This is a genomic window from Pseudomonas sp. UTLPPB19802 (genome assembly GCF_059730225.1).
The window spans coordinates 5792128-5814962 of record NZ_AP048545.1 but is presented as its reverse complement, the minus strand read 5'-3'; the positions used below and the strand labels follow the sequence as shown (position 1 = coordinate 5814962).

The 22835-nt window shown below is 65.6% G+C and carries 13 protein-coding genes; all 13 read right to left on the bottom strand.

What is annotated here, in order from left to right; all coding sequences use genetic code 11:
* Positions 1-29: 29 nt before the first annotated feature.
* Positions 30-1346 (bottom strand): lysine N(6)-hydroxylase/L-ornithine N(5)-oxygenase family protein, encoded by a 1317-nt coding sequence (locus AC6I6U_RS25085; protein ID WP_497878695.1) that lies wholly within the window; start codon positions 1344-1346, stop codon positions 30-32.
* Positions 1347-1539: 193 nt separating this feature from the next.
* On the bottom strand, positions 1540-1797 hold the full coding sequence (locus AC6I6U_RS25080; protein ID WP_497878694.1) for a helix-turn-helix domain-containing protein: 258 nt from the start codon (positions 1795-1797) through the stop codon (positions 1540-1542).
* Between the two features lie 192 nt (positions 1798-1989).
* On the bottom strand, positions 1990-2577 hold the full coding sequence (locus AC6I6U_RS25075; RefSeq protein WP_497878693.1) for a biliverdin-producing heme oxygenase: 588 nt from the start codon (positions 2575-2577) through the stop codon (positions 1990-1992).
* A gap of 92 nt (positions 2578-2669) precedes the next feature.
* Complete coding sequence (locus AC6I6U_RS25070) at positions 2670-4835, bottom strand: hypothetical protein (protein WP_497878692.1); 2166 nt, start codon at positions 4833-4835, stop codon at positions 2670-2672.
* Positions 4832-6175 (bottom strand): efflux RND transporter periplasmic adaptor subunit, encoded by a 1344-nt coding sequence (locus AC6I6U_RS25065; RefSeq protein WP_497878691.1) that lies wholly within the window; start codon positions 6173-6175, stop codon positions 4832-4834. The genes AC6I6U_RS25070 and AC6I6U_RS25065 overlap by 4 nt, the downstream gene beginning before the upstream one ends.
* Complete coding sequence (locus AC6I6U_RS25060) at positions 6172-6969, bottom strand: efflux RND transporter periplasmic adaptor subunit (protein WP_497878690.1); 798 nt, start codon at positions 6967-6969, stop codon at positions 6172-6174. The genes AC6I6U_RS25065 and AC6I6U_RS25060 overlap by 4 nt, the downstream gene beginning before the upstream one ends.
* 68 nt (positions 6970-7037) lie before the next feature.
* Complete coding sequence (locus AC6I6U_RS25055; RefSeq protein ID WP_497878689.1) at positions 7038-8711, bottom strand: TolC family protein; 1674 nt, start codon at positions 8709-8711, stop codon at positions 7038-7040.
* Positions 8712-8848: 137 nt separating this feature from the next.
* On the bottom strand, positions 8849-18466 hold the full coding sequence (locus AC6I6U_RS25050; RefSeq protein ID WP_497878688.1) for a beta-propeller fold lactonase family protein: 9618 nt from the start codon (positions 18464-18466) through the stop codon (positions 8849-8851).
* A 46-nt stretch (positions 18467-18512) separates the two neighbouring features.
* Complete coding sequence (locus tag AC6I6U_RS25045) at positions 18513-20120, bottom strand: TadE/TadG family type IV pilus assembly protein (protein ID WP_497878687.1); 1608 nt, start codon at positions 20118-20120, stop codon at positions 18513-18515.
* A 150-nt stretch (positions 20121-20270) separates the two neighbouring features.
* Positions 20271-20741 carry a YbaN family protein gene (locus AC6I6U_RS25040; RefSeq protein WP_497878686.1) on the bottom strand — a complete coding sequence of 157 codons (471 nt, stop codon included), beginning with the start codon at positions 20739-20741 and terminating at the stop codon, positions 20271-20273.
* Between the two features lie 104 nt (positions 20742-20845).
* A complete protein-coding gene (locus AC6I6U_RS25035; RefSeq protein WP_497878685.1) occupies positions 20846-21448 on the bottom strand; it encodes a TadE/TadG family type IV pilus assembly protein in 603 nt (200 codons plus the stop codon).
* Positions 21445-21957 (bottom strand): TadE/TadG family type IV pilus assembly protein, encoded by a 513-nt coding sequence (locus tag AC6I6U_RS25030; protein WP_497878684.1) that lies wholly within the window; start codon positions 21955-21957, stop codon positions 21445-21447. The genes AC6I6U_RS25035 and AC6I6U_RS25030 overlap by 4 nt, the downstream gene beginning before the upstream one ends.
* 8 nt (positions 21958-21965) lie before the next feature.
* Entirely contained in the window at positions 21966-22823 is an 858-nt protein-coding gene (locus AC6I6U_RS25025) for a tetratricopeptide repeat protein (protein WP_497878683.1), read from the bottom strand.
* Between the last annotated feature and the right edge of the window lie 12 nt (positions 22824-22835).

The window sequence follows — 22835 nt, the reverse complement described above, 5'->3', positions numbered from 1 at the left end:
CAGGGTGCTCTGGCGGTGTGGGCGGCAAGTCAGTACTGCACGAGGCTGAGGGCGTGCCGGGGCTCCAGGTGTCGGGCCGGGGCCTCGCTCAGCGCGTCGATGTGGCTGAACATCGGCGTGTCCGGTTCGGTCTGGAAATGCTCGTGGCCGAGCAGGTCGTTGAGGATGCGGCTGTTGCGGTAGGCGACCATCGACAGGTTCACCGATTGCAGCCCATGCTGGACGATGCTGCGGTTCTGCAGATAGACCGGGCCGGGCATCGGCGTGGCGAATTGCACGCGGTAGCTGCCGTCGATCAGCGGTTGTCCGCCATCGCGCTGGGCCTTGGCCAGCAGGTTGTCGACATACGGTTGCGGGCAGGGCTGGAAACCCGTGGCGAGAATCACCCGGTCGACGACGATGCTGCGCTGCTGTCCGCTGCTCAACGACCTGAGCCGGGCGCGCCAGCGTCGACCCTCCGGCTCGAGCCCATCGAGCACGGCCGACTGCAGGATATCGATGGCATGGGACTGCTCATGACCCACGCGGCGCTCATAGAGTCGTTCGTAGAGTCGGTTGCACAGGTCCGCCGAGATGCCATCGCTGGTCAGTCGTTCCTGCTGCACCGCGTGGCTGCGCTGGGCCATCGGCAGTGTCTGGAAACGCTGGTTATAGGCGGGGCAGAAGGCCTCGTTGACGAAGGCGTTGTCATCCATCGCGAACAGGTTCGAGCGCGAGGTGACCCAGGTGAGCGCCCCCAGGGAGGGGGTGCCCAGCAGTTGCTCGACGGTTTCCGCGCCGCTCTGGCCACCACCGATCACCAGCACCCGCTCGCCGGGCTGGACGGCTTCGCGGTGAAGAAAGTCCGCCACATGATAGATGGCGTTGCCCAGCCAGGGCCGCGCACATTCCGGCACTCGGGGCGTGATGCCGACGCCGACGGCAATCGCCTTGGCCTGGTAGCTCTGCTCGGCGGTCACCACCCGGTAGCCTTCGGCGCATTCGACCACATCCAGCACTTCCTGGGAGAAGCGCAGATTGGACAGTTGCCGCGCCACCCAGCCGTAGTAGTCGGCGAACTCCTTGCGTGAGGTCGAGGCCCCCCCCTTATTGATGAAACTGTAGAGCCGCCGGTGCTCGGCGAGGTAATTCAGGAAGGAGTAGCGGCTGGTCGGCGCGGCCAGGGTGACGCAGTCCTTGAGCGGAGAAACCTGCAACTGGCCATTGGACAAGAGCATGCCGGGGTGCCAGGCGAACGTGTCCCGCTTGTCCAGGAACAGCGTTTCCAGGCCGGTGGGTTCGGCCAATGCCGCGAGGCTGAGATTGAATGGACCGATGCCGATACCGATGAGGTCGTATGTTTTCATTAATTGCTCGCCGCCCTGCGAATCAATGGTGAATGCGTCTGGCCGTCCTGTCCTGCCATGGGGTGCGATACCCCTGGACGCTGCGGTTGACCATGGTGGATTGGCCAACTGAAATGTAGGATATATCCGACATTTTGCCGTTGCAAGCGTCGCTACGTACTTTTCGCTGGCGACGGATAGGGCGGTGGTGGGCTTAGAGCAGCTCGGCCAGTGGGTAGCCGACGGCGTTCGCCAGGCGGTCCATCATGTCGATGGTGACGTTGTGTTTACCCTGCTCGATGTCCGAGAGCGTGGTGCGCTGCACCCCGGAGCGGTTCATCACGTCCGCCTGGGTCAATCCGGCGGCCCGGCGGGCCTGCTTGAACTTCTGGGCGAACCGCAAGCGGGCAGGCGAAGCACCTTCGACCGAGCGGCGCTGGGGTTCATCCGTAGGGGGAGTGTCGGAGGGCATGGTCTGGTCCGGGTACGCGACCGCGGGGCTGGCGCCGGCGAATACGCAGGTTAACGGTATCTGTCCGGGTCAAGTATACGGGGCATTGATCCTGACGGTGCGAGGTTGCCCATGGATTTGGCCGAGGTCGGCGATGGGCCGGGGGCGTATCAAGCCCCAGGCCCGGGTTCACCGGGGGAAACGGAGGTCAGTTCAGGGGAAGCATTTTTTCAGGGCCGCGCGATAGAAGTCGAACGCGTCGACTGCGCCCTGGACCGCTTCGGCGCGCTCTTCGTCACTCAGCGGCAAGCCGTCGAGCAGGGTGACGAACTGGCGCCAGTGCAGGCCGCGGCCGTCGGGGTGGGCGGCGAGGTGCCGGGCGCCATGGCTGCCACTCAGGCCGATCAACTGGGACTCCTTGAACAGGAATGCGGCGCCCAGGTTCGAACCTTCGCTGCAATACAGCCAGCCCAGGGCGGCATGGGCGCTGGCCGGCTCAACGGCTTGTGGCGTGGCCGGGACTTCCAGGCCCAGGTCGCTCAGGTCGGCGCAGACGGCGGCGAAGCGCGGCAACTCATTCAGGCCGGGCAGCAACTGGTTGAGAGTCTGATCCTGGTACAGGCCGTTGATGACGCCATGGAACTGATGCTGCAACTTCAGGAAATAGCCGTAGCGCTCCAGGCTCTCGAACGGGCGGGCGGCCATGACCAGATTGTCGACGCTGTCGTGGTCGCTGCTGGTACCGCTTTTCAGTTGTTTGCTCAGGGGCAGTTGGGGGGCGTGCTGGACGATGGCGTTCATGGGCGGGTTCCAAGGGGTGTGTAGAGTTGCGCCCATCATGGGCAGGCCCGCGTCGCGGAACAACGAGCCAACTATTAAGAATGCTTAACCGTCTAGAACGATGATTCGCGGATCAGCAGCGCCAGGGCCGACTGCCAGGCGCGCATGACCAGGCTCTGGGCCTGGCCCTCGATGATCACTGTGCCGCGTAGTGCCTGACGGGTGTCCTGGGTATCGTTGGTGGGGCTCAGAAGTGCCCGGTAGAGTGCCTGTTCCGGTTCCGGCAAACGCTCGTGATCCAGCGTAGCAGCAATCGCGCCCTGATAGGGCGAGGCCAGTTCCGGCGCCGAGGAAAGGCGTCGCACTGCGGTTTGCTCCAGCTCGTCGAGGTTCAGGTCGACCGGGGCACGGTCGAACGCCTCGGGATAGAAACGCGCCGGATTGCCTACGGCCAGGCGGGCCAGGTCATGCTCCTCGATGAAGGCTTCCACTTGGCGGCCCTGGTGTCCGACCAGGGTCCCCAGCCATTCCCCGGCCGGCAGCCATTCCCCGGCCTGCAGCGGGTCGGCAAGATCCACCAGCATGCCATCGAAAGGTGCACGCACCGTCAGTTGTTCCTGCTGCTGGCGCAGCAGCGCCTGGCGCTCCAGCGCGGCGGCGAGCTCCTGGCGCACCACCCGCAGGTTGGCGGCGGTTTCCCGGTTGAGCAATTGGAAGCTGTTCTGCCATTGCAGGGTGACGATGCGCCGATCAAGGCTGGCCAGCTCCTGCTCAAGCTCCGGTGATACCAGTTGGAACAGCGCCTGGCCGCGCTGAACCCTGGCGCCGGGCTCCAGCAGGATCTGCTCGATTCGGCCACCGACCGGCGCGAACAGGCTGGCCTGTTGTTGCGCACGCAGCAGCGCTGCGGCGTGTATGTCGCTGCGCCATGGCACGCAGGCCAGCAGGAGCAGGGTGGCGGTAACGGACAGGGTGACCAGGGCGTTGCGGTTCATGCGGTAGTCCTTGCGCCGGGCGTACCATTCGCGCAGCTCGTTGACGATGGGCATCAGCAGGAAATAGATGATTTCGACGATAAACAGCAGGATGCCGAGCAGCTTGAAGGCGAAGTGATACACCAGCAGGGCAATCCCCAGGAACAGGAAGAAGCGGTAGATCCAGGTGCCGAACGAGTAGACCAGTAAGGTGCGCTCCAGCCACGGCGAAAAATGCTCGGGGCGCGGTTCGTCGAAGCGGAACAACCATTCGCGCAGGCGCCAGCGGGCCAGGCGGAACGCGCGGATCTGCAGGTTGGGCACATCCAGCAGGTCGGACAGCAGGAAGTAGCCGTCGAAACGCATGAACGGGCTCAGGTTCACCGCCAGGGTCAGAATCCAGGTGGTGGTCGCCAGCATGAAGGCGGCGCTGCGTAGCATACCGTCCGGCAGGAAACTCCAGGCCAGGGTTGCCCAGGCTGCCAGGGCTGTTTCGCTGAGCATGCCGGCCGCGCCGATCGCCAGGCGCTGGTGCCGCTGTTTCAGGCGCCAGGCACCGGAGGTGTCGGTGTAGAGCACCGGCCACATCACCAGCAGGGCCACGCCCATGGTCGCCACTCGCCCGCCGAAGCGCTTGCAGGTGTAGGCGTGCCCCAGTTCGTGCAGCACCTTGGCCAGGCCCAGGGTGATGCCGGCAATGGCTGCGCCTTCCAGGGTGAAGAAATGCAGGAAGGTATGGACGAAGGTGTCCCATTGCCGCGCGGCGAGGAACAGCCCGAGGCCACCGGCCAGCAGGGTCAGGTAGAGAAAGGTCAGGCTGTAGAACGGCTCCACCAGCGGCAGGGTCCGTTGCAGGAAGGCATCCGGGCGCAGCAGCGGAATGCGCACGAACAGGTAGTTCTTCAGCAGCCACTTGGCCCAGCCGGCTTTCTGCGCTTCGGCGATGCGTTGCAGGCGCGCGTTGTCTTCGGCACCGCAGCTTTGCAGCAACTGGTTGTTCTGCAGGAACTGGCGAAATTCCTCGACGTCCTGCGAGTCCAGCTCCAGGGTGGTGTCGGTGTCGATACTGCGGGCGATGGCGCCGACGTCGCCGTGGTGCCAGCGCGAGAGCATTTCCAGTTCGGCCCAGCCCAGGCGGAAGAACTGCCCGCGGGCAGGGTCTTCCAGGGTCCAGGTCGGCGAACCATCGCGATTGCGCGGGCCTTCGTGCAGGCGCAGTTCTTCACGCAGTGCTGGCAGCCTGGCCGGCTGTGGCGCCGCAGAGGGCAGCGCCATGCCGGCCGGTGCGAGGGCAGGGGCGTTCACAAGGCCAGCCAGATACGCAGGGCCGACAGCGGTCGGCGCATGACGTAGTAGAACAGGCTGGTGCGCTCACCATAGAGTTTCGCCGTGCCCTTGAGGCCCACGCGGATCAGCGGGTCGCTGCCTTCGAAGTCGGCTTTCAGGCGATAGGCCATGCTGCCTTCGGCGGTCGGGCTGGCGCGGTAGGAGAGGCGCTTGAGGCTGGCCTCCAGCGGCGAGGCGGGCGCGGTATTGAGGAACAGCTTGACCTCGGCGCCAGGCTCCAGGGAGATCGCGTCGCTCACCGGCAGGTGGATCTCCAGTTGCGCTTCGTTGGGCTGGGCCACGGACATGATCCGTTCGCCCAGCGACACCGGTCGGCCGACCCAGTCACTGGGGTCATCGAAGACCGCCACCCCGGCACGGGGCGCGACAATGTTCATCCGTTGCAGGTTGGCCTGCAGGTAGTCGACTTCGCCCTGGGCCTGCTCGCGCCGTCCCTGTAGCACCGCCAGGCTGGCCTTGCTGCGATCGTCGCTCAGGGCCTGCTGCTGGGCCTGGCGGAATTCCGCATCGGCGACTGCCAGGGCCTGGCGTGACGACTCCAGGCGGCTCTGCATCTCGCGGGCGTCCAGCAGCGCCAGCGGCTGGCCGACCTGCACCCGCTCGTTGGGCTGCACCAGGATGCGTTCCACTACGCCCTGCAGGGGCGCGCGCAGCACGCTGGGGTGCAAGGCCACGATCTCTGCGGGGGCCAGCACCGATTGCCGTACGGGCAAGGCCAGGATTACTACGGCAGCGGCGCCGACCAGCCACCAGACGCGTCGGCGGTTGTGCTTGAGCAGTGCCGGCTTGGTCTTGCCCAGCAGCGAGGCCCAGGCATGGCCATAGGCGTCGAGCAGCAGTTCCAGCAGGCCCAACTGGGCTTGCGTCGGCGGCTCTTCGCAGGCCAGCAGCAACGCGCCGAGCGGGCTGGCGTCCGGGCGCCGCAAGGGTAGCCAGGCCAGGTGTGCGGGCAGGTGTTCATCCCAGTGTTGCCGGGCTTCACCGGCCAGTTCATCGCGGCTGAGGAAGCGGATCTGCGTGCCTTGGGCAGCGTCCTGCCAGCCCCGGCACTGCTCGCGCAGCCAGACGTTGAAGGGCGCGTCGTGCTCGACCACGGCCAATCCGGAGACGGCCTGCAGGCGCTGGCTTTGCGCGTTCCACAGGAACGCCTGGCGGTAGGGCAGCAGCAGGCGGGTGTCATTGACCATGACAAAGGCCAGGGCCTGCTCGCCCTGGGCGTGGCGAGCCTGTTTCTCCAGTTGCAACAGTTGGCCCAGGCCGTTCAGGGCGTGGTTGGCGGCACCCGCCGTGGTAGTCATGGTGCGCTGACCGCGGGTTGCTCGCTGAGGCTGGCGACCCCGCTCATGCCCGGCAGCAGTTGGCCGTCGACCCGGGTGAGGCGACCGAAGACCTTGATCGACTGGCTCAGCGGGTCGACCACCGAACCCACGCGCACCACCTTGGCCGGGTAGCTCTGGCCGGTTTCATCGAGGCTGACGCTGAACGGGTGGTCGGGCTTTAGCCAGGTCAGCCAGCGTGAAGGGACGATCAGCTCGACATCGAAGGCGCTGTCGTCATAGATATCCAGCAGCTTCTCGCCCTCGGCCACGTATTCGCCCGGCTGGACCTTGCGCTCGGCGACTCGCCCGGAAAACGGTGCGGTGATGCTGCAGCGTTGCACCATGACCCGGCCCACGCCGCTTTCCGCCCGCGCCATGGTCAACGCCGCCTGTGCCTGGTCGATCTCGCTGAGGCTGATGGACTGCAACTGGTTGAGCCGCCTGGCCACCTCCAACTTCTTGCTTGCGGCCGCTTCGGCGGCGGTCGAGTGATTGAGGCGAGCCTGGTGAACCGCGCAATCGAAGCTGACCAGCCGCTCTCCCTGCTTGAAATGCTCGCCTTCCTTGACCTCCAGCTGCGTGATCTTGCCCGCCAGTTCGCTGGAGATCACCGTGTGGCGGCTGGCACTCAACTGCACGCGGATATCCGGCGAGCTGCCGGTGGTACTGACTGTGGTGGGTGGTGGCGCCAGCAGCGGGGTTTGGGCAAGGCTGGCGGTGCTCAGCAGCGCGAGCAGCAGCGGCGACAGACGTAGCAGTGGGGCAGGGTGCATGGAAGGGCATCTCGATAGAACCCGGCGCGCAGGCGCACGCCGGTTTGGGGCGGTGGTGGGGGGAGGGATCAGCGCAGGGCGCTGACTTCCACCGGTACGGTGCTTTGCAGGGAACCCAGGCTGTTCCACATGTCCAGCCGTTCGACGGCGGGCTGGGCCGGGCGCAGCGGCGCGGGTGGCTGGGCGACCACCATCAGGTTCTGCGCCCCCGGCAGGCGTGGCACGGCCACGGCGCCCTGGGCCAGGGCCAGGCTGTTGCGGCTGATCGCCTGGGTCAGGGCGGCGACACTGCTGTCGGTGAGTTTCGCCGGCAGCGGATCGAGGCCGGCGGCCTGGTAGATGGCGCCATAGGCGCTCTGCAGTTCGGCGAAGCTGCGGTCACGGGTACGCGTGGCCAGCACGGTTTCGGTACTGGTACGGATGCGCTCGACCAGGGTCTGCGCGTCGCTCTGCACGGCGTTCTCGGTCTGGGTGAGAATACCGCGCTGCACCCGCTGCAGTTCATTGGAGCGTTCGAATACCGCGCTGGCGCGCTGGTATTGCTGCCAGGCGACGTTTACCTGGGTCAGTACGGTCATGCGCAGCGCCTGGCGACGGATATCGGCCACGGCTTCGCGGGCTTCGCCAGCGCGGCTGATGGCCGGGTAGGAGAGCACGCTGAGCAGGTTCCAGCTGACCTGGACACCAGCATCGGCCCAGTTGTGGTTGGCCAGGTAGCTGTTGCTGTCGTAGTTGCTGCCGACGAACAGCGAGGCCCCCGGTAGCAGGCGCAACATTGCGCTGCGGGTTTCCAGCACGGCATTGCGCGCCTGGTAGGCCTCTTCGCTGACCTCGGGACGCTTGACCATGGCCATGGTTTCCAGGTCGTCGAGGTTGTAGGCCAGGTTCGGACGTACCAACTGCTGTTCGGTGGGTAGTACCAGGCTGTACCGGGTCGCCGGCGGCAGGTTCATCAGGGCGGCCAGGCGCGACTTGGCGGTGGCCAGTTCGCTGTCCACGGCTTCCAGCTGGCGGACCATTTCCAGCAGGCCCTTCTGGAAACGCAGGGCTTCCAGTGGCGCCAGCAGGCGTTGCTGTTCGGTCTGGCGGGCACGCTCCAGGGCCACGCGAGCGTCAGCCAGGGCGTGTTTCACTTCCGGTTGCAGGCGCTCGGCGGTGGCCGCTTCCCAATAGGCCGAACGCACCTGCTGGATGATGTCGGCGACAATGCGCCGGCGGCGCTCCTCGGCGGCCAGGCTCTTGTTGGCCTGGGCCTTGGCATTGAAGTAGCCGAGGCCGAAATCGAGGACGTTCCACGACATCTGCAGGTCGGCGGTGCGGCTTGAACGGTCCTGGCTGGTGGAAGGCACCACCGACTGCCTGCCGGTGCTGATCGATTGGCTCGACGACGCCTGGGTGTTGTCGCGTCCGCGCCAGCCGGCGCGGGCGGTCAGCTTGGGCAGCATGTCGAGGTTCTGCACATCCAGCAGGTTGTCTTCCAGGGCGCGTTCCATCAGGCCCAGGCGCTGCTGCAGGTTGTACTTCACGGCACGGGCCATGGCCTCTTCCAGGCCGATCGGGTGGCTGACCGGCTCCTGCCCGTCGAACATCTTGATGCGGTCGGCGGTGGCCTGGGCAATCTGCTGGTCCAGGTTCACCGGTTCCGGTTTCACTGCACAGGCGCTGAGGCCGAAGATCGCCAGGCCGATGGACAGGCGCAGCATGGCGCCGCTGGTGACCCCCGGCAGTTTATGGTTGCTCACAAGATTTCCCCTAAGTGCGATTCACGCCATCTGTTTGGCTGTGTCGTTGCGCAGTGGCGGCAAAGATAAGAATTATTCCCATCTCTAGGCAATCGCGGGTTCATTAAGAATGGTTAATGAACCCGCGTTCGTTGCGGTCAGGCCCGATCGCGTGGTTTCGTTTCCGGTTGTTCGGGCGTATTGCCCAGCAGCGTGGCGATCAGTGCCTGGGCACGGCTCAGCAGGCTGTCCTGGCTGGCGCCTTGCAGGTGCTGGCTGAGGTTGTGCCGCGCCGCCTCGCCGTGGTTTCGGTCAGTACTGCGATCGGTGCGCGGGAGCGGTTCCGCGGCTTGCCGGTTGGGCGTGGCCTGCGGTTCCACCTGCAGCTCGACCGGTACCCGCAACGGCTTGTCGCCCGGGCCCTTGCCCACCAGTTGCAAGTGCAGGCGCTGGGCCTTGATCATTGCCGTGCGGTCCAGCTCGATGGCGCCGGTGCGGCTGTCGTGGCGGACCCATTGCGGCAATGGCAGGCCGTTGCTCAGGCGCAGGCTGTAGCCTTCGCTGTAGCTGTTGAGCAGGCGTGCCGGCAGTTGGAAGTGCAGCGTGTTCGCCGCGCCATTCACCTGCAGCAAGGCACTGATGCGCGCAAGGCCTGCGCTGTCGTCCAGCGTAGTGCGGCTGTAGTGGGGTTGATCGAGGTCCAGGTTGTCGTCCAGGCCGCTGGTTTCGCCCAGCCCGGCCAGGCTCGACAGGCGCAGCTCAATCGGGTTGGCCGGATGGCTGTCGATCCCGCGTGCCATGGGCGTCCAACTGCCCGGCGCGGTTTGGTGAGGGGCAGGCGCACTGAAGTGTGGTGCCGGGTTCGCCAGGATCACCGGCGCCACGCTGTTGTTGCTGTTGCCACTGTTGCTGGTGTTGTCACCTGGCACCGGCACGTCCACGTTGGCCTGTGCCACTTCGAGGGTGATGCTGCGCGAGGCCGTCTCACCCTTGGCATCGCTGACACTGACAACCAGCACATAACGGCCGGCACTGCCGATGGTGCCGGACAAGGTACGGCTGTCCGGGTCGAAGCTGAGGCCGGACGGCAGGCCACTGGCGCTCCAGGTCAGGCGATCGCCATCGGCATCGCTGAACAGCCCGGCCGGAATCACCGCGTTGTAGGCCTGGCCGCTGACGGCCGGAGCGGGCGTGTAGGCCACCCCGGTGTCGACTGGGGCGTGGTTGCCCGACAGCAGCGTGACCTGCACGTTGTAGGCATTGCCATTGTCCTCGCCATCGTTGAGTTGCAGGACCACCGTACGGGACCCAGCCTGCTCGCTGCTGCTGGCATAGGTGAGCTGATGGAGAAGGGCATTGGCCTGTTCGCTGCTGGCGGCGCCGGTGAAACGTAGTACTGCGGTGTTGCCGGTCTGCTCCAGGGTGGCGATCACGCTGCCGTTCAGCGAAATGTTGTTGCCGGACACGGTGTAGCCGGCGCCTTCCTGGAAGCCGAACGTGTCGCCGCTCTGGCCGCTGATGGTCAGCGTTGCGCCCTGGTAGTTGTTGGCGGCATCCAGTTCGGCGTCGCCCAGGTGCAGGGTCGGTGCCAGCAGGGTCGGATTACCGCCGATCAGCACGCTGGGCGCCGGAATGCTTGGCGCGTCGAGCACATCGAGACGGCTGCCCACCACCAGCACGCCTTCGCCGACGCGCAGCACCTGGTGCACGTCATTCAGGCCGGCTTGCGAACCGACCAGGGTCAGTTGGTTGCCCGCCGTGGCGTAGTAGTTGAGGCTGCCATCGGCGAGGCTGACGAACAGCGCGTTGCCGTTGGCGGACAGGCTGATGTCGTTGATCGCGAGTCCCTGGGCCAGGGTGCCCAGGTGGGTGAGGGCGCCGGTACCGGTGTCCAGGCGGAAGGCGTCGATCTGGCTGGCGCTGGCGACATACAGGGTACGGCCATCGCTGCTGACGCTGACATGCTGCAAGTCATCGAGGGTGATGGTCTGGCCGCTGGCGTCGGGTTCGCCCGAGTGGATATTGCCCAGGGCCGTCAGGCTGCCATCCGCCGCACGTTGATAGACGATCAGCGTCGCGCTCTGGTAGGCGTTGGTGACCACGTACAGCAGGTCGCCCTGCATCGTGACGGCGGTGGGTTGCCACAGGTACGGCGGGCTGGACATGCTGCCTTCCAGGGCCGAGCTGTAGGTCAGTGCACCTGTCTGCGCGTCGCGGGTGAACGTCAGCAGGTTGTAGCTATTGGTGACGTAGAGGTTCTTGCCGTCCGCGGAGAGCGCCATGTCCTTCATGTAGAACAGGTTGCCGCCGGTGGCCTCGTTATCGACCAGGGTCGCCTGCAGGGTCAGGTTGCCGCTGCTGTCGCGGCTGAACCAGGCGAGGGCATTGCCTTCGCTGTTCAGGGCATACACGCTGCTGCCGTCGCCGGAGACCTGCATATGCGCGATGCCGCCCAGGGCGCTGACGGCGCTGAAGGTGCGCACGTAGGTCAGCTGGCCGCTGCTGGCATCACGGCTGAACAGGGCGATGGCGCCCTGGCTGTCGGCCAGGTAGACGCTGCTGCCATCGCTGCTGACCACGCTGCTGGACAGCTGGCCCAACCCGGCGATGCTGGCCAGCGACTGTACCGACTGCAGGTCGCCCAGTGACAGGCGCGGGTCGACGCTGATGACCGGGGCATCGTTGACGGCCGTGATGCGCAGGGTCAGTGCCAGCGCCGTGGAGGCCAGACCGCGCTGGTCGCTCAGGGTAATGCTCACCGCGAGGCTGGCTACCGGCACGTCGCTGCTGTTGGCGTAGGTGATCTGGCGCAGGGTGTTCTGCACGTCGGCGCTGCTCGGGCGGGTGCCGGCCGCATCGCTGAAGGTCACGGTCAGCACGCCGTTGGCGGTGCTCAACTGGCCGATGACCACGCCATCCTTCATCAGGTTGCCGCCACTGAGTGTCAGGCCGTTGCCGCTACGGAAGCCCAGGCTGTCGGCGCTGCTGGTGCCGCTGCCCAGGGTGAGGGTGAGCACGGCGCCGTCATAGTTGCCGGCGCCGCCGTTGAAGGCATCCATCTGGGTGTCGTGGACCGTCGCCGTCGGGGCGATCAGCACGGCGTTGGCCTGTTCGGTGTAGCTGACGTCGCTGCCGCCGCCGAGCACCGGTGCGGTGTTGCTGGACAGGGCGCCCGCCAGGGTGACCACGGCCTGCTGGCTGAAGGTGCTGACATCGTTCAATGGTTGCGGCTGGCTGGTATCGACACTCTCCCTGACCTGCAGGGTGATCGTCCGCGTGCCGCTGGTGGCGTTGCCACTGTTGCCGTAGGTCAGGCTGTCGATGACCTGCTGGGCGCGTTCCGCGCTGCTCTGCAGGAACAGGGTGACGGTGGTCTTGCCACCTTCGGTCGTCACCATGTAGGTGAGGCCGGTAGCGGTGGTCTGTGTGCCGCTGGTGTCCTTGTCCAGCAGGATCCTGCCGTTCTCCACACCCAGTACGTCACCGCGGTTGGCCGGTTCGAGAATGACGATCACCTGGGCGATGGCCTGGCCTTGCTCCACCGTATCGATCCGGGTGTTTTCAAACAGCTTTACCCGTTCACCCTCGGCGTTGTAGGTGGGCGAGAGGGCACTTGTCTGCACGATGGCCGGGTCGTTGCGGCCCTCCAGTTGCACGTCCACGACCAGATTGTCGCTGTGGCCGTCGCCGTCGTTGAGCTGTACGTCGAAGTGGGCCACGTCGCCATTGCGGGTCGGGTCGCTGTTGCTGTTGCCATAGGTAATGTGCTGCAGCACCCGTTGGGCGTCGGCGTGGCTGATGGCGCCGGTGAAGGTCAGGGTCAGGCTGCCGTTGCTGCTGGCGAAGGTGCCCACCACCACGTTGTCGAGCAGGATCTGCCCGCCGCTCAGGGTCAGGCCTGCACCGTCGCTGAAGCCGAAGGTGTCATCGCTGTTGGCGCCGCCCTGGCGTTGCACCACGATGCTGGCGCCCTGGTAGTTGCCCAGGCCGTTGTTCAGCGCATCGAGCTGCGGGTCGCTCAGGGTGCCGCCCGGCAGCAGGGTTACCTGCGTGCCTTTCTCGATGAAGGTCGAGGACTGGCGGGCCAGGTCGAGCAGCAGCAGGCCGTCGGCCCAGCCGAAGGTGCCGCTCAGGTACAGCTGCTTGCCGTCGCCGCTCAGGCGGGCGCCGGTAATTTCGTTGATGCCGGTGCCTGCGAAGCTGTCGAGCGTGCTGCGCAGGGTCAGGGAGCCGTCAGTAGCGCGATCATATAGATCGATCCGCTTCTCGCCGATGACGAACAGGATCGCGCCATCCGGCGAGGCGACCACGCTACTGGCCGCAGCGGACAGGGCCACGTTGCCCAGCGCGGTGACTCGACCGTCACTGGCGATCGACAGGCTTTGCAGGGCATAGCCATTGCCATCGGTGGTGATGGCGTAGAGGGTCTTGCCGTCGGCGGAGAAACTCAGGCTGCTGGCGTAGTATTCACCGCTGCCCTGGGCGGCCATGAGGAACGTCAGGGCACCACCGCTGCCGACCTGGAACACGCTGACCAGGCTGCCGCCACCCGAGGTGGCGACATACAGGTAGTGGCCGTCGGCCGACAGCAGAAGTTTGTTGGCGGCATCCAGTTGCACGCCGCTACTGCCTTCGTCGCTGTAGCTGTGCAGCAGGCTGAAGGTACCGTTGGCCTGGCTGTACACCTTTAGGCTGTCGCCGCTGGTGAGGTAGACATTGCCATCTTGCACCAGCACGTCGCGGATCAGTGCGGACGGGCCCACCTGCGTCGCGTCGAGGCTGCCCAGGGCAGTCAGCGCGTGGGTGCTGCTGTCGCGGCTGAACAGCGTTACGCCTTCGTCGGCGAGCACATAAACAGTGTTGCCGTCGGCGGAAACCCCCACGCCAGTGGCGGCGGCCAGGCTGGCGCGGTCGCTGCTGCTGAAGGTCTCCTGCAGGCTCAGGGAACCGTCCGAGCCACGCAGGTAGACCGACAGGGTGCTCACCGATTCGCTGTTGGTGCTGATCACGAAGACCTGGTCACCGAGGGTGGTGACGCCGCGGATGCCGGTGAGGTCGCCGCTGACCAGATCGGCATAGGTCAGCGTGCCGGTGCTGGCGCCGAGCTCGGGGCTTTGCCCGACCTGGACGTTGACCTTGGCCTGCAGGGCCGGGCTGGCGGTGTCCTGCCCACCGTTGTCCGTGCCGCCACTGTCCTTCACTGCGCTGAGGGTAATGGTCCGCTCGCCAACGCTGGCCGCTGCGCTGTTGGCGTAGGCCAGGCCGTCGATCAGGGCGGCAGCGGCCTGGCCGCTCATGCCCGCGCTGCTGATGACGAGGGTGGCGGTGCTGCCATTGAGCGTGACGGTGTAGCTGTAGCCATCGACGGTGGTCCCGGAACCCGTCACCAGGTTGATGGTGCTGCCGTTGACCCGCAGGGTTTCGTTGGCACCGTCCAGCAGGCCGCCGATGGTCAGGGTCAGGCTGCTGATGGTCTGCCCGCTTTCCACGGTGGAGACACTGCTGGCGCTGAACAGGCTGACCGCGCTCTTGCCGGCGTCGTAGTTGGCGCTGGTCACCGGGGTGGCCGTCACTACGGGGGCGTCGTTGACACCGGTGACGGCCAGCGCAATGGTGAAGTGGCTGACGCCGCTGACGAACTGGTCGGCCACGGTCAGGGTCAGGCGGATGGCGGCTTGCGGGTCGTTGCTGGCGTTGTCATAGGTGATCTGGTGCAGCACCGCATTGGCGGTGGCGGTGCTGACATCGGCAGTGAAGACGATGGTCAGCTTGCCGTTGGCGCTGCTGAAGTCGGCGATCTTCACATCGTTGAGCAGCAGGCTGCTGCCGTCTACCCGCAGGCCGCTCCCGGCGGCGAAGCCGAACAGGTCGTCGCTGTTGGCACCGGCCTCGCGCGCCAGGCTCAAGGTGGCGCCCTTGTAGTTGCCGGCGCCGCCAGCCAGGGCGTCGTACTCGACGTCGGCCAGGTTGAGGCTGGCCCCCGGCTTGAGGGTGGTGCCTTCGGTGTACTTGAGGTTGATCAGGTCGCTGGGGCTGAGCTGGCCCAGGCCGGTGGAGCCACCGTTGACGTTGTTGCCGATGAACACCTGGCCGTCCGCAGTCGCCTGAATCCGGTAGATGCGGGTGATGCCGGTGTCCACGGTCTGCGACAGGCTCAGGGTGCCGTCGGCAGCGACGTTGTAGATCATCAGGCTGGAGGTGAAGCCGTTGCCCACGTAAAGGAGCTTGCCGTCGGCCGACATCGCGACGCTTGAGGGGTAGATGTTGGGGTTGAGAGTGACGACGGTCTGCACCTGGGTGACGGTATTGCTCGCCGCATCGTACTTGAGCACCAGTACCGTGAAGTTGCTGTAGGTGGTGATGTAGATATAGCCGTTGTCCGAGGCGGTCAGCGAGTAGGCGGTGCTGAAAGCGCCGGAGCTGCCGGCGGTGAGGCTGGTGAGTGTGCCGTTGCTGTCGTACTGCCGGTAGACCAGGCCACCGGAGTTCTGCAGCGTGCCGCGGTAGGTCAGTTGGCCGTTGTTGGTGTCGTAGGTGAAGATCGCCATGCGCCCGTTGCTCATGGCGTAGACGGTGCCGTCGCTGGTGACCGTCATGTCGCGCGTCAGCGAGTTGAAACCACCGGTGTAGGTAGGCACCAGCGATTGCTTGAGGGTCAGGCTGCCATCGCTGCCGACGGTGTAGTTGTACAGGGTGTTGGTCGACAGCACGAACAACTGCTTGCCGTCGCTGGAGGCGCTGATCTCGACGATCTTCTGCTCGAGGTTGGCGACGCTGCCGACCCGTTCCAGGGCTCCGTCGGCAGCGACCTTGAAGGTGACCACGGTGTAGTGTGAGTCATTGCCGCTGGCGCCGTAGCCCGCCACGTACAGGTACTTGCCGTCTGCCGAGAAGGCAATCGAGGTGACCGCGGACAGTCCGTCGGCCTCGATGCCATTGCTGGCGTTGCCGTCGTCGCTGGTGCCCTGCACGAAGGTCTGCAACAGGGTCAGTTCGCCGGTGGCGAGGTTGCGGCTGTACACGCCGAGCACGTTGCTGCCCTGGCTGGAGACGCTGCCGACGGCGCTGGTACCGGTACTGCCGGCGATCACCACCAAGGTACCGTCCTTGGACACCTGCACGCTGTTGACGTAGTAGTTGTAGCCGCTGAGGGTGCCGTCGCTGGCGTAGACGAGCTTGTCCGGGTCGGCATGCACGCTGGGCGCGTTGTTGCTCGACTCGGCCTGGGAAATCACCCGCAGGGTCAGGGTCTGCTCGGCGCTGGCGCCATGCTCGTCGGTGGCCTTGACCACGATGCTGTAGTCGCCCAGCACGGTCGGCGTGCCGCTGAGGGTGTGACTGCCGGCGTCGAAGGTGAGGCCGGCCGGCAGGCCGCTGACCGACCAGGTCAGGGTGCTGTCGCTGTAGATACTGTCGGGGTCGCTGAACAGCTTGCTGTCGAGCACGGCGCTGTAGCTGCCATTGACCACCACGGCGCTGAGGGTCTTCGCCGCATCGGCGTTGGCCACCGGCGCGCGGTTGGCAATCTGCGCCACCTCCAGCGTCAGGGCCAGCTCGGCCTTGGCGCCGGAGGCGTCGGTGGCGCGGATCACCAGGTTGAAGCTGCCGATCTCGCGGGTGGTGCCGGAAATGGTGCGGGTCGCGGGGTCGTAGCTGAGGCCGCTGGGCAGGCCGCTGACCGTCCAGCTCAGGATATCGCCGTCGGCGTCCTTGAACAGGTTGGCCGGCAGGGTGACGCTGTAGCCGGTTTCCGTGGTGGCGGCGCCGAGGCTGTAGCCATTGGCGACGCTGCTGTCGACCTGCGGCGTGCTGTTGATGCGCAGGGTCAGCACCTGGCTGTTACTGCTCAGGGCGCTGTCCTTGGCCCGGACGGTGAGGGTCAGCAGGCTGCCCGCTGCGGCACTGGCATTGGCGTAGGTGAGCTGGTGCAGCACCTGGTTGGCCACGGCCTTGCTGGTGTCGCCGGTGAAGCTGACGGCCAGGCTGTTGCCGCTGGTGGTGAAGGTGCCGATGACCGTGCCGTTGAGCAGCAGGTTGTTGCCATTGCGTGTCAGGCCATTGCCCTCGACCAGGGCGAAGGTGCCGCCGCTGACGCTGGCATCGATGGTCAGGCTGGCACCCTTGTAGTTGCCCAGGGCGTCGTAGTTGCTGTCGGCCACGCTCAGGCCATGGGCGAAGTTCAGCGCCTGGTCCTGGCTGAGCGACTGGATGCTGCTGTAGCGGTTCAGGCTGCTGCCGGCGACCAGCACCGACAGCCCGTCGCCGGAGACGGCGATGTCACCGCCGCCGGTTCCGCTGAGGGTGGAGCCCAGGCTCAGGGTGCCATTGGCGGCGACCTGGTAGATGTTCACCGTGCCGTTGCCGTTGCTGGCATAGAGCAAGCTGCCGTCCGGGCTCAGGGCGATGTCCCTGATGCCGCTCTGGCTGATGTTGGCGACTTCGCTCAGTTGCCCGTTGTTGAAGCGGAAGACGGTCAGGGTGCCGGCGTTGGGGTTGCTCGCATACAGGTACTGGCCATCGGCCGAGGTGAGCAGGGTGTAGTCGGTTGGCGTGTAGCCCGTGGCGCTGGTGCTCAGGCTGTCCACCAGGCTCAGCAGCCCATCGCTGCCACGCTGGTAGACAGTGAGGTTGTGCGGCGAACCGACGTACAGGATGTAGACGTAGTCGCCACGGCTGGTGATGACCCCGGCGCGGCTGTTGCCGTCGCTCACCGCGCGCCCCAGGTAGCTCAGTTCACCCGTGCTGGAACTGCGGTTGTAGATCACCACGTCGTTGTATTCGGTACCCACATAGACCTGGCGGCCATCGGCAGAGATCGCCAGGCCGCCGTTGGCGTTACCGTTCTGTGTCGCGATGGTAGCGCTGTAGCTGAGCCTGCCATCGCCATCCACCTGCAGTTGCACGATATTGCTGGCGCCGGAAGCCAGGGTGTAGGCCGACTTGCCATCGGCGCTCAGCACCAGTTGGCTGACACTGCCCAGGTGGCTGTCGCTGAAACTTTGTACTGCCGTCAGGCGTCCGTTGGCATCGACACTGAACACATCGATGCCGTTGCTGCCGCTGACATAGGCGTACTTGCCATTGCTGGAATAGGCCACGTCGGTGCCGCTGCCGATATCGCCCAGGCTGATGTTTTCCCGGCTGTCCAGGCCGCCATCGCTGCCCAGGGTCGGGGCCACGTTGATATCGCTGGTGATGGTCAGGGTGGAGCGGATGTTGAGCTGCGCGGTGTCGCCGCCGTCGTCGCTCAGGCTGGCCAGGGTGACGTTGACGGTGCTGTTGGGCACCGTGTTGTCCAGGGAGCGGTAGGCGATACTGTCGATCAGCTTGCCGACATCGGTGGGGTCGGTTTTATCCGAGGAGGCGATACTCAGGGTGATGGTGGTGGTGTTGCCGCTGACGGTCACACTATAGGCGTACTTGTTGTTGGCCGTGCTGACCGGGTCGTCGGTGGCCTGCAGGGTGATCTGCGTGCCATCGATCACCAGTGCCTGGTTGCTGCCCGTGGTATTGACCGTGACCACCAGATTGTCCAGGGGCTGGTCGGCCTTGTCGCGGCTTACGCTGACATCGCTGAACAGGTCCACGGTTTCAGTGGTGCTGTTGTCATGGAGGGCGACCGTTGCATCCACGCCCTTGGCCGTGACGCCAGGGGTCGTGTCGGTGGCCGCGACCACTTGCGCGGCGGTGGCCACGGCGGCAGCGTCGAACATCATCCGAGGCTCCAGGGCCAGGGCGAGGCTGTTGTGCTTGCTGCGTTTGCGCGGTGCGTTCATGGTGCGGTCCTTTTGCAAATGGCGTGATCGGCCACAGGCCGGGTCGTTACTCGACCAGGCGGGCGTAGTATTCGTGTTTGATTTTCTTGGCGATGTCTTCGAGCAGGGTGTGGATCTGCTTTTCGCCTTCGACGAAGTTCGTGGCATTGGCAAACACCATGCCGCCGGTGCCCTGGGTGCAGATGCTCAGGCCCGGGACGGCCACGCGGCCGAACAGCCCGCGGCCGAAGTCCTCCGGATCACCCGGGCGTACGCCAATGAAGTAGAACTTCAGCTTGCGGTCCTTGAAGCTGTTGCACAGGCTGATGAAGCGCTTCTGGGCCTCGTCCACGGCCCCTTGCGTGCCGGCCTGGGCACCGCCGATGGCCTGGCCGACCACGGCGGTGTTGTAGGCATCGGTGTCGAACCAGTCGCCCGTGGTATTGGCGAGCATGACCATGATCTTCACGTTCTTGTCGCTCTCGCCGTCGCTGAAATCCAGCGGCAACTCGCTGTCGCCCCAGCCCGCACTGCCGCGAAACTTCGGCGACAGGGTCATCGCACCCCAGCCCATGGCAATGGCGTAGTTGGTGTTGAAACCGGTGCGCATGTTGTCCAGGCGCTCGTCGATATCATCGATCTTTTTGCTCAGCGGCAGCACGGCGGCCTTCGGGCAGCCCTTGTCGGCGACGATCCAGCGGGTGTCGTTGGTGCCGTTGGCCTGGCCGAAGTCGGGGTTGGGACCGACCCAGGACACCGAGGCTGCGGTGGGATCGTTTTCCGGCAGGTCGTGGCGGTAGTAGACCCGGGTGAACTGGCCGGCTGGCGCGCGATCCCAGAAGTAGTTTTCGCCCAGGAGCAGGCCGCGGTTGAGACAGGTGAGGCGGGTCTTGAGATCGGGAGTACGTTGGTCACTCAGGCTTGAGACCTTGCCGGAGCGGAACAGCGACCTGAGCTCGACCGGGTTCAGCGCCTGCGAGGTCGCCCAACTGCTGACTCGACGCGGGTCCTTGGTGTCATACACGTTGACTGCCTGGCTGTAGGGGACCAGCGACAGCCAGGTGCGCTGCTGGTCGTTGCCGTCGTCGAGCAGGCTGCTGGCGAAGAACTTGCCCAGGCGACGCAATGCCGCCAGTTCATTGTCGTTTTCGGTGCCGGTGTTGGGCAGCACCAATGCCACTTCGGTAGCCCGTGATACCACCTCCACCGTGGAGTGCACTTGCAACAGCTGGCGTTCGCCGCCGAGCAGTTCGGGGTCGGCATGGAACTCGACCTGCACCTTGTAGCGGGTGTGGCCCTCGTCGTCTTCGCTCTCGGTCAGGGTGAGGCTGTCGCGGTCGATCTGTTGGGCCAGCTCACTGTCCATGCCGAGGTTGTTGGTGACGTAGTTGTAGGCCAGCAGGTTGAGGCTTTCCCGGGTCGCGTCCTTGTTGATCAGGCGCTCGTTGCCAACGGCCATGGCGGCGGCATCGGTCGCCCGTTTCACCTGCGCGGCGCCATTGACCATGCGGCTGGTGTCGAGGGCGTAAGCGGTGGCCATGAGCACGCCGCCCATGGCCAGGGCCATGAACGGGGCGATGTTGCCACGTTGCCGGGCCCGTTGGCCGAGGGCCGCGCCAAAAGCGGCACCGCCTGGACCCGACCGCGCCGGCTTTGGAGTACTGAGGGTTGTCATGGACGTGCGTGATTCCTGCCCGGTGGAGCGCCGGCACCAAAGAGGGCCGGCAAAGTGCGGGAAAGATAAGAATTATTCGCAACTTCAGGCAATCACGGCTTCATTAAGATTGCTTAATGCGTTGCCGAATCCGGGCGGGCAGCCTGCCTTTCAGCAGGCCTTTTCGGCACGGCAGAATGCCGGTACATGAGGTGCCAATTGCTCCGGGCGCGACCAGATGTACAGCGCACCGCAAGCCATGCCGCCGCCGGCGCACAGCAGCAGCCAGAGTGGTGGCTGGTGCCAGAGCAGGATCGCCAGGCACACGCTCATGCTCAGGCTCGCCAGGCACTTGCTGCGCCGGCTGATCACGCCGCCATTGCGCCAGTTGTGCAGCAGCGGCCCGAACAGTCGATGCTGTTCGAGCCAGAGGCTCAGGCGTGGGGAGCTTTTGGCCGCGGCCCAGGCGCTGAGCAGCACGAATTCGGTGGCCGGCAGTCCAGGCAGGATCACGCCGAGAATGGCGCAGCCCAGGCTGGCATAGGCCAGCAGCAGAAAGGCCCAGCGCTTGAGGCCCTTGGCGACAGGTGGTCCACTGGTGTCACGGGGGTTGCAGCTGGGGGCTGGGGCACGGCGCATCATGGGCAACGGAACTCATCCGGGTTGTGGCACAAGGTCCGTCCAGTAGAAATTCTTGCCCTCCCGCGGGCAAGTTAAGATGGCTTAAGTTTTGCCCGGCGCCGGGCCTATTGCTCGTTCTTGTCCGGCTCCTGGCCGACTTCCTGGGCCAGGGCATCGTCGAGCTTCAGATCGTCGTAGCTCATGCGGCTGAATGCGATGGAATGCATGGTCTTGTCTACCAGCAGGCCGCTGCTCAAGGCCAGGTTGTCGCTGTTGCGGCACAATTGCACCACCAGGATGCTGGTGGTGCTGGTGCTTTTGGTGGCTTCGTTTTTCTGTTCCTCGGCCGGCTTTTCCTCAGGCAGTTCGCCGGTGTAGTACTTGGCATCGCTGTAGGTCGGACACAGTTCGGTCATGCTGCCACGATACAGCGGCTTCCAGGGCATGGCCCGGTCGAGGCTGACCCGGCTGATCACCAGTTCGTAGTCGCCCAGCAGGGCAGGGGCGGCAGCCTGGTCGATGAGCGCCTGCAGGCCGTTGCTGTCCATGCGATTCTGCATGGCCAGCACCGAGGCGATGTTGTGCGCCGACTGTTCCATGTAGCTGCGGGCCTGGCTGACGTTGTAGAGGTCGGCAGCGATCAGCGCGGTGCCGATCAGCAGTGGCATGATCAGTGCGGTTTCCAGCAGGGCATTGCCACGCTGGCGGGCGGGGCCGAAGGATTTCATTCAGCCGTCTCCTTGTCGCTGGTGAGGTTGCCCAGCAGGTGTCGATATTGGTACTGGAAGGCATTGCCGAGGCCGAAGAGCGCGGGCAACGGAGTCATGAACTGCTGGGTCAGGTCCACGGTGATGCTGAGAATCGGTGGCGACTTGTCCTGCTTGTCCACTTCCTCGTCGGGCGCCCCGCCGCCGAATTGGCGCAGCGTGTCGAAGGCGAGCACGTCGACGTTGAAGTTGTCCTCGGTGAGAAAACCATAGGAGGAGTCGACCATGCGCTTTTCTATCTCGTCCTGCAGTTGCGCGGCACCCAACTGGTAGTAGGTGGGATTGCTGCGAAAATCCTGCACGGCGCGCTCCAGCGACAGGCTGCCGACGCCGATCATCAGGGCGATGCGTGCCAGCTCGAACAGCATCATCACGCCAAACAGCAGCACCGGCAGGATCAGCGCGGTTTCCACGGCGGTGACGCCATCCTGTTCACGCAGCAGGCGGTTGGGGCCCAGGGACTTGCGCATGCTCAGGCTCAGTCCTTGTCGTTGAGGGTGAACGGGTGCTGGCTGGCGGCAAGCAGTTCACTGGCCAGCGGCGTACCGTTGCGTACGCGTTCGCGGGCGGACTGGAACGCCTCTAATACGGTGCGGGTACGGTCAGCGGGGAGCTTCTCCAGCAGCACCTTTTGCGCGGTGTCGTCGTGCCCGGCCAGCACGTAGGCCAGCGCCAGGTTCAGTTCGATCGCCACGTCACCGCTGCTGCGCGACTGGTTGAGCAGGCCGATGGCGCGGCTGCTGTCGCCGTCGGCCAGCCAGGCCAGGGCCAGGTTGTTCACCGCCGCGCTGTAGCCGGGGTCGATCTCCAGGGCCTTCTCGAAGTAGCTGCGGGCCTGTTGCCCCTTGCCCTGCAGGTTCAGGGCGACGCCCATGCCGTTGAGCGCCTGCGGGTTGTTGCCCTTGACGTCCAGCGCGCACTGGAAATCGCGCTCGGCCTGGGCGGCCATGCCCAGTGCCAGGTGGGCGCGGCCGGTGCCGCTGCATAGGGTCTGGCGTTGGGCCGGCGGCATGGCCGAGAGGTCCTGGCCGAGTTCGCCGGCGGCACGGCGGAACAGCTCCAGGGCCTGCTTCGGTGGGCGTATGGTGGAGGCGACACTGGCGTACTCCAGCATATAGGCACCGTGCAGTTGCCGGCGCTCGTCCATGCGCTCGTACACTTCGTAAGCCGCCTCCAGGCGGCCGTTGTCACGCAGCACATGGGCCAGGCGCAGGGCTTCCTGGGCTTCCTTGCCGCTGGGGGCGGCGCTGTTGCCGGTGTGCAGTTGGGCGAGGTTGCTGCAGCCGCCGAGGGGCAGCAGGGCGAGCAGGAGCAGGTGGGGTTGCAGGCGTGGCATGGGCGATGGGTT

Coding starts and splice junctions, on each gene's coding strand:
- AC6I6U_RS25045 (WP_497878687.1), bottom strand. CDS start 20,120: ATGACAACCCTCAGTACTCCAAAGCCGGCGCGGTCGGGTCCAGGCGGT.
- AC6I6U_RS25030 (WP_497878684.1), bottom strand. CDS start 21,957: ATGCGCAAGTCCCTGGGCCCCAACCGCCTGCTGCGTGAACAGGATGGC.
- AC6I6U_RS25065 (WP_497878691.1), bottom strand. CDS start 6,175: ATGACTACCACGGCGGGTGCCGCCAACCACGCCCTGAACGGCCTGGGC.
- AC6I6U_RS25085 (WP_497878695.1), bottom strand. CDS start 1,346: ATGAAAACATACGACCTCATCGGTATCGGCATCGGTCCATTCAATCTC.
- AC6I6U_RS25040 (WP_497878686.1), bottom strand. CDS start 20,741: ATGATGCGCCGTGCCCCAGCCCCCAGCTGCAACCCCCGTGACACCAGT.
- AC6I6U_RS25060 (WP_497878690.1), bottom strand. CDS start 6,969: ATGCACCCTGCCCCACTGCTACGTCTGTCGCCGCTGCTGCTCGCGCTG.
- AC6I6U_RS25050 (WP_497878688.1), bottom strand. CDS start 18,466: ATGAACGCACCGCGCAAACGCAGCAAGCACAACAGCCTCGCCCTGGCC.
- AC6I6U_RS25025 (WP_497878683.1), bottom strand. CDS start 22,823: ATGCCACGCCTGCAACCCCACCTGCTCCTGCTCGCCCTGCTGCCCCTC.
- AC6I6U_RS25075 (WP_497878693.1), bottom strand. CDS start 2,577: ATGAACGCCATCGTCCAGCACGCCCCCCAACTGCCCCTGAGCAAACAA.
- AC6I6U_RS25080 (WP_497878694.1), bottom strand. CDS start 1,797: ATGCCCTCCGACACTCCCCCTACGGATGAACCCCAGCGCCGCTCGGTC.
- AC6I6U_RS25035 (WP_497878685.1), bottom strand. CDS start 21,448: ATGAAATCCTTCGGCCCCGCCCGCCAGCGTGGCAATGCCCTGCTGGAA.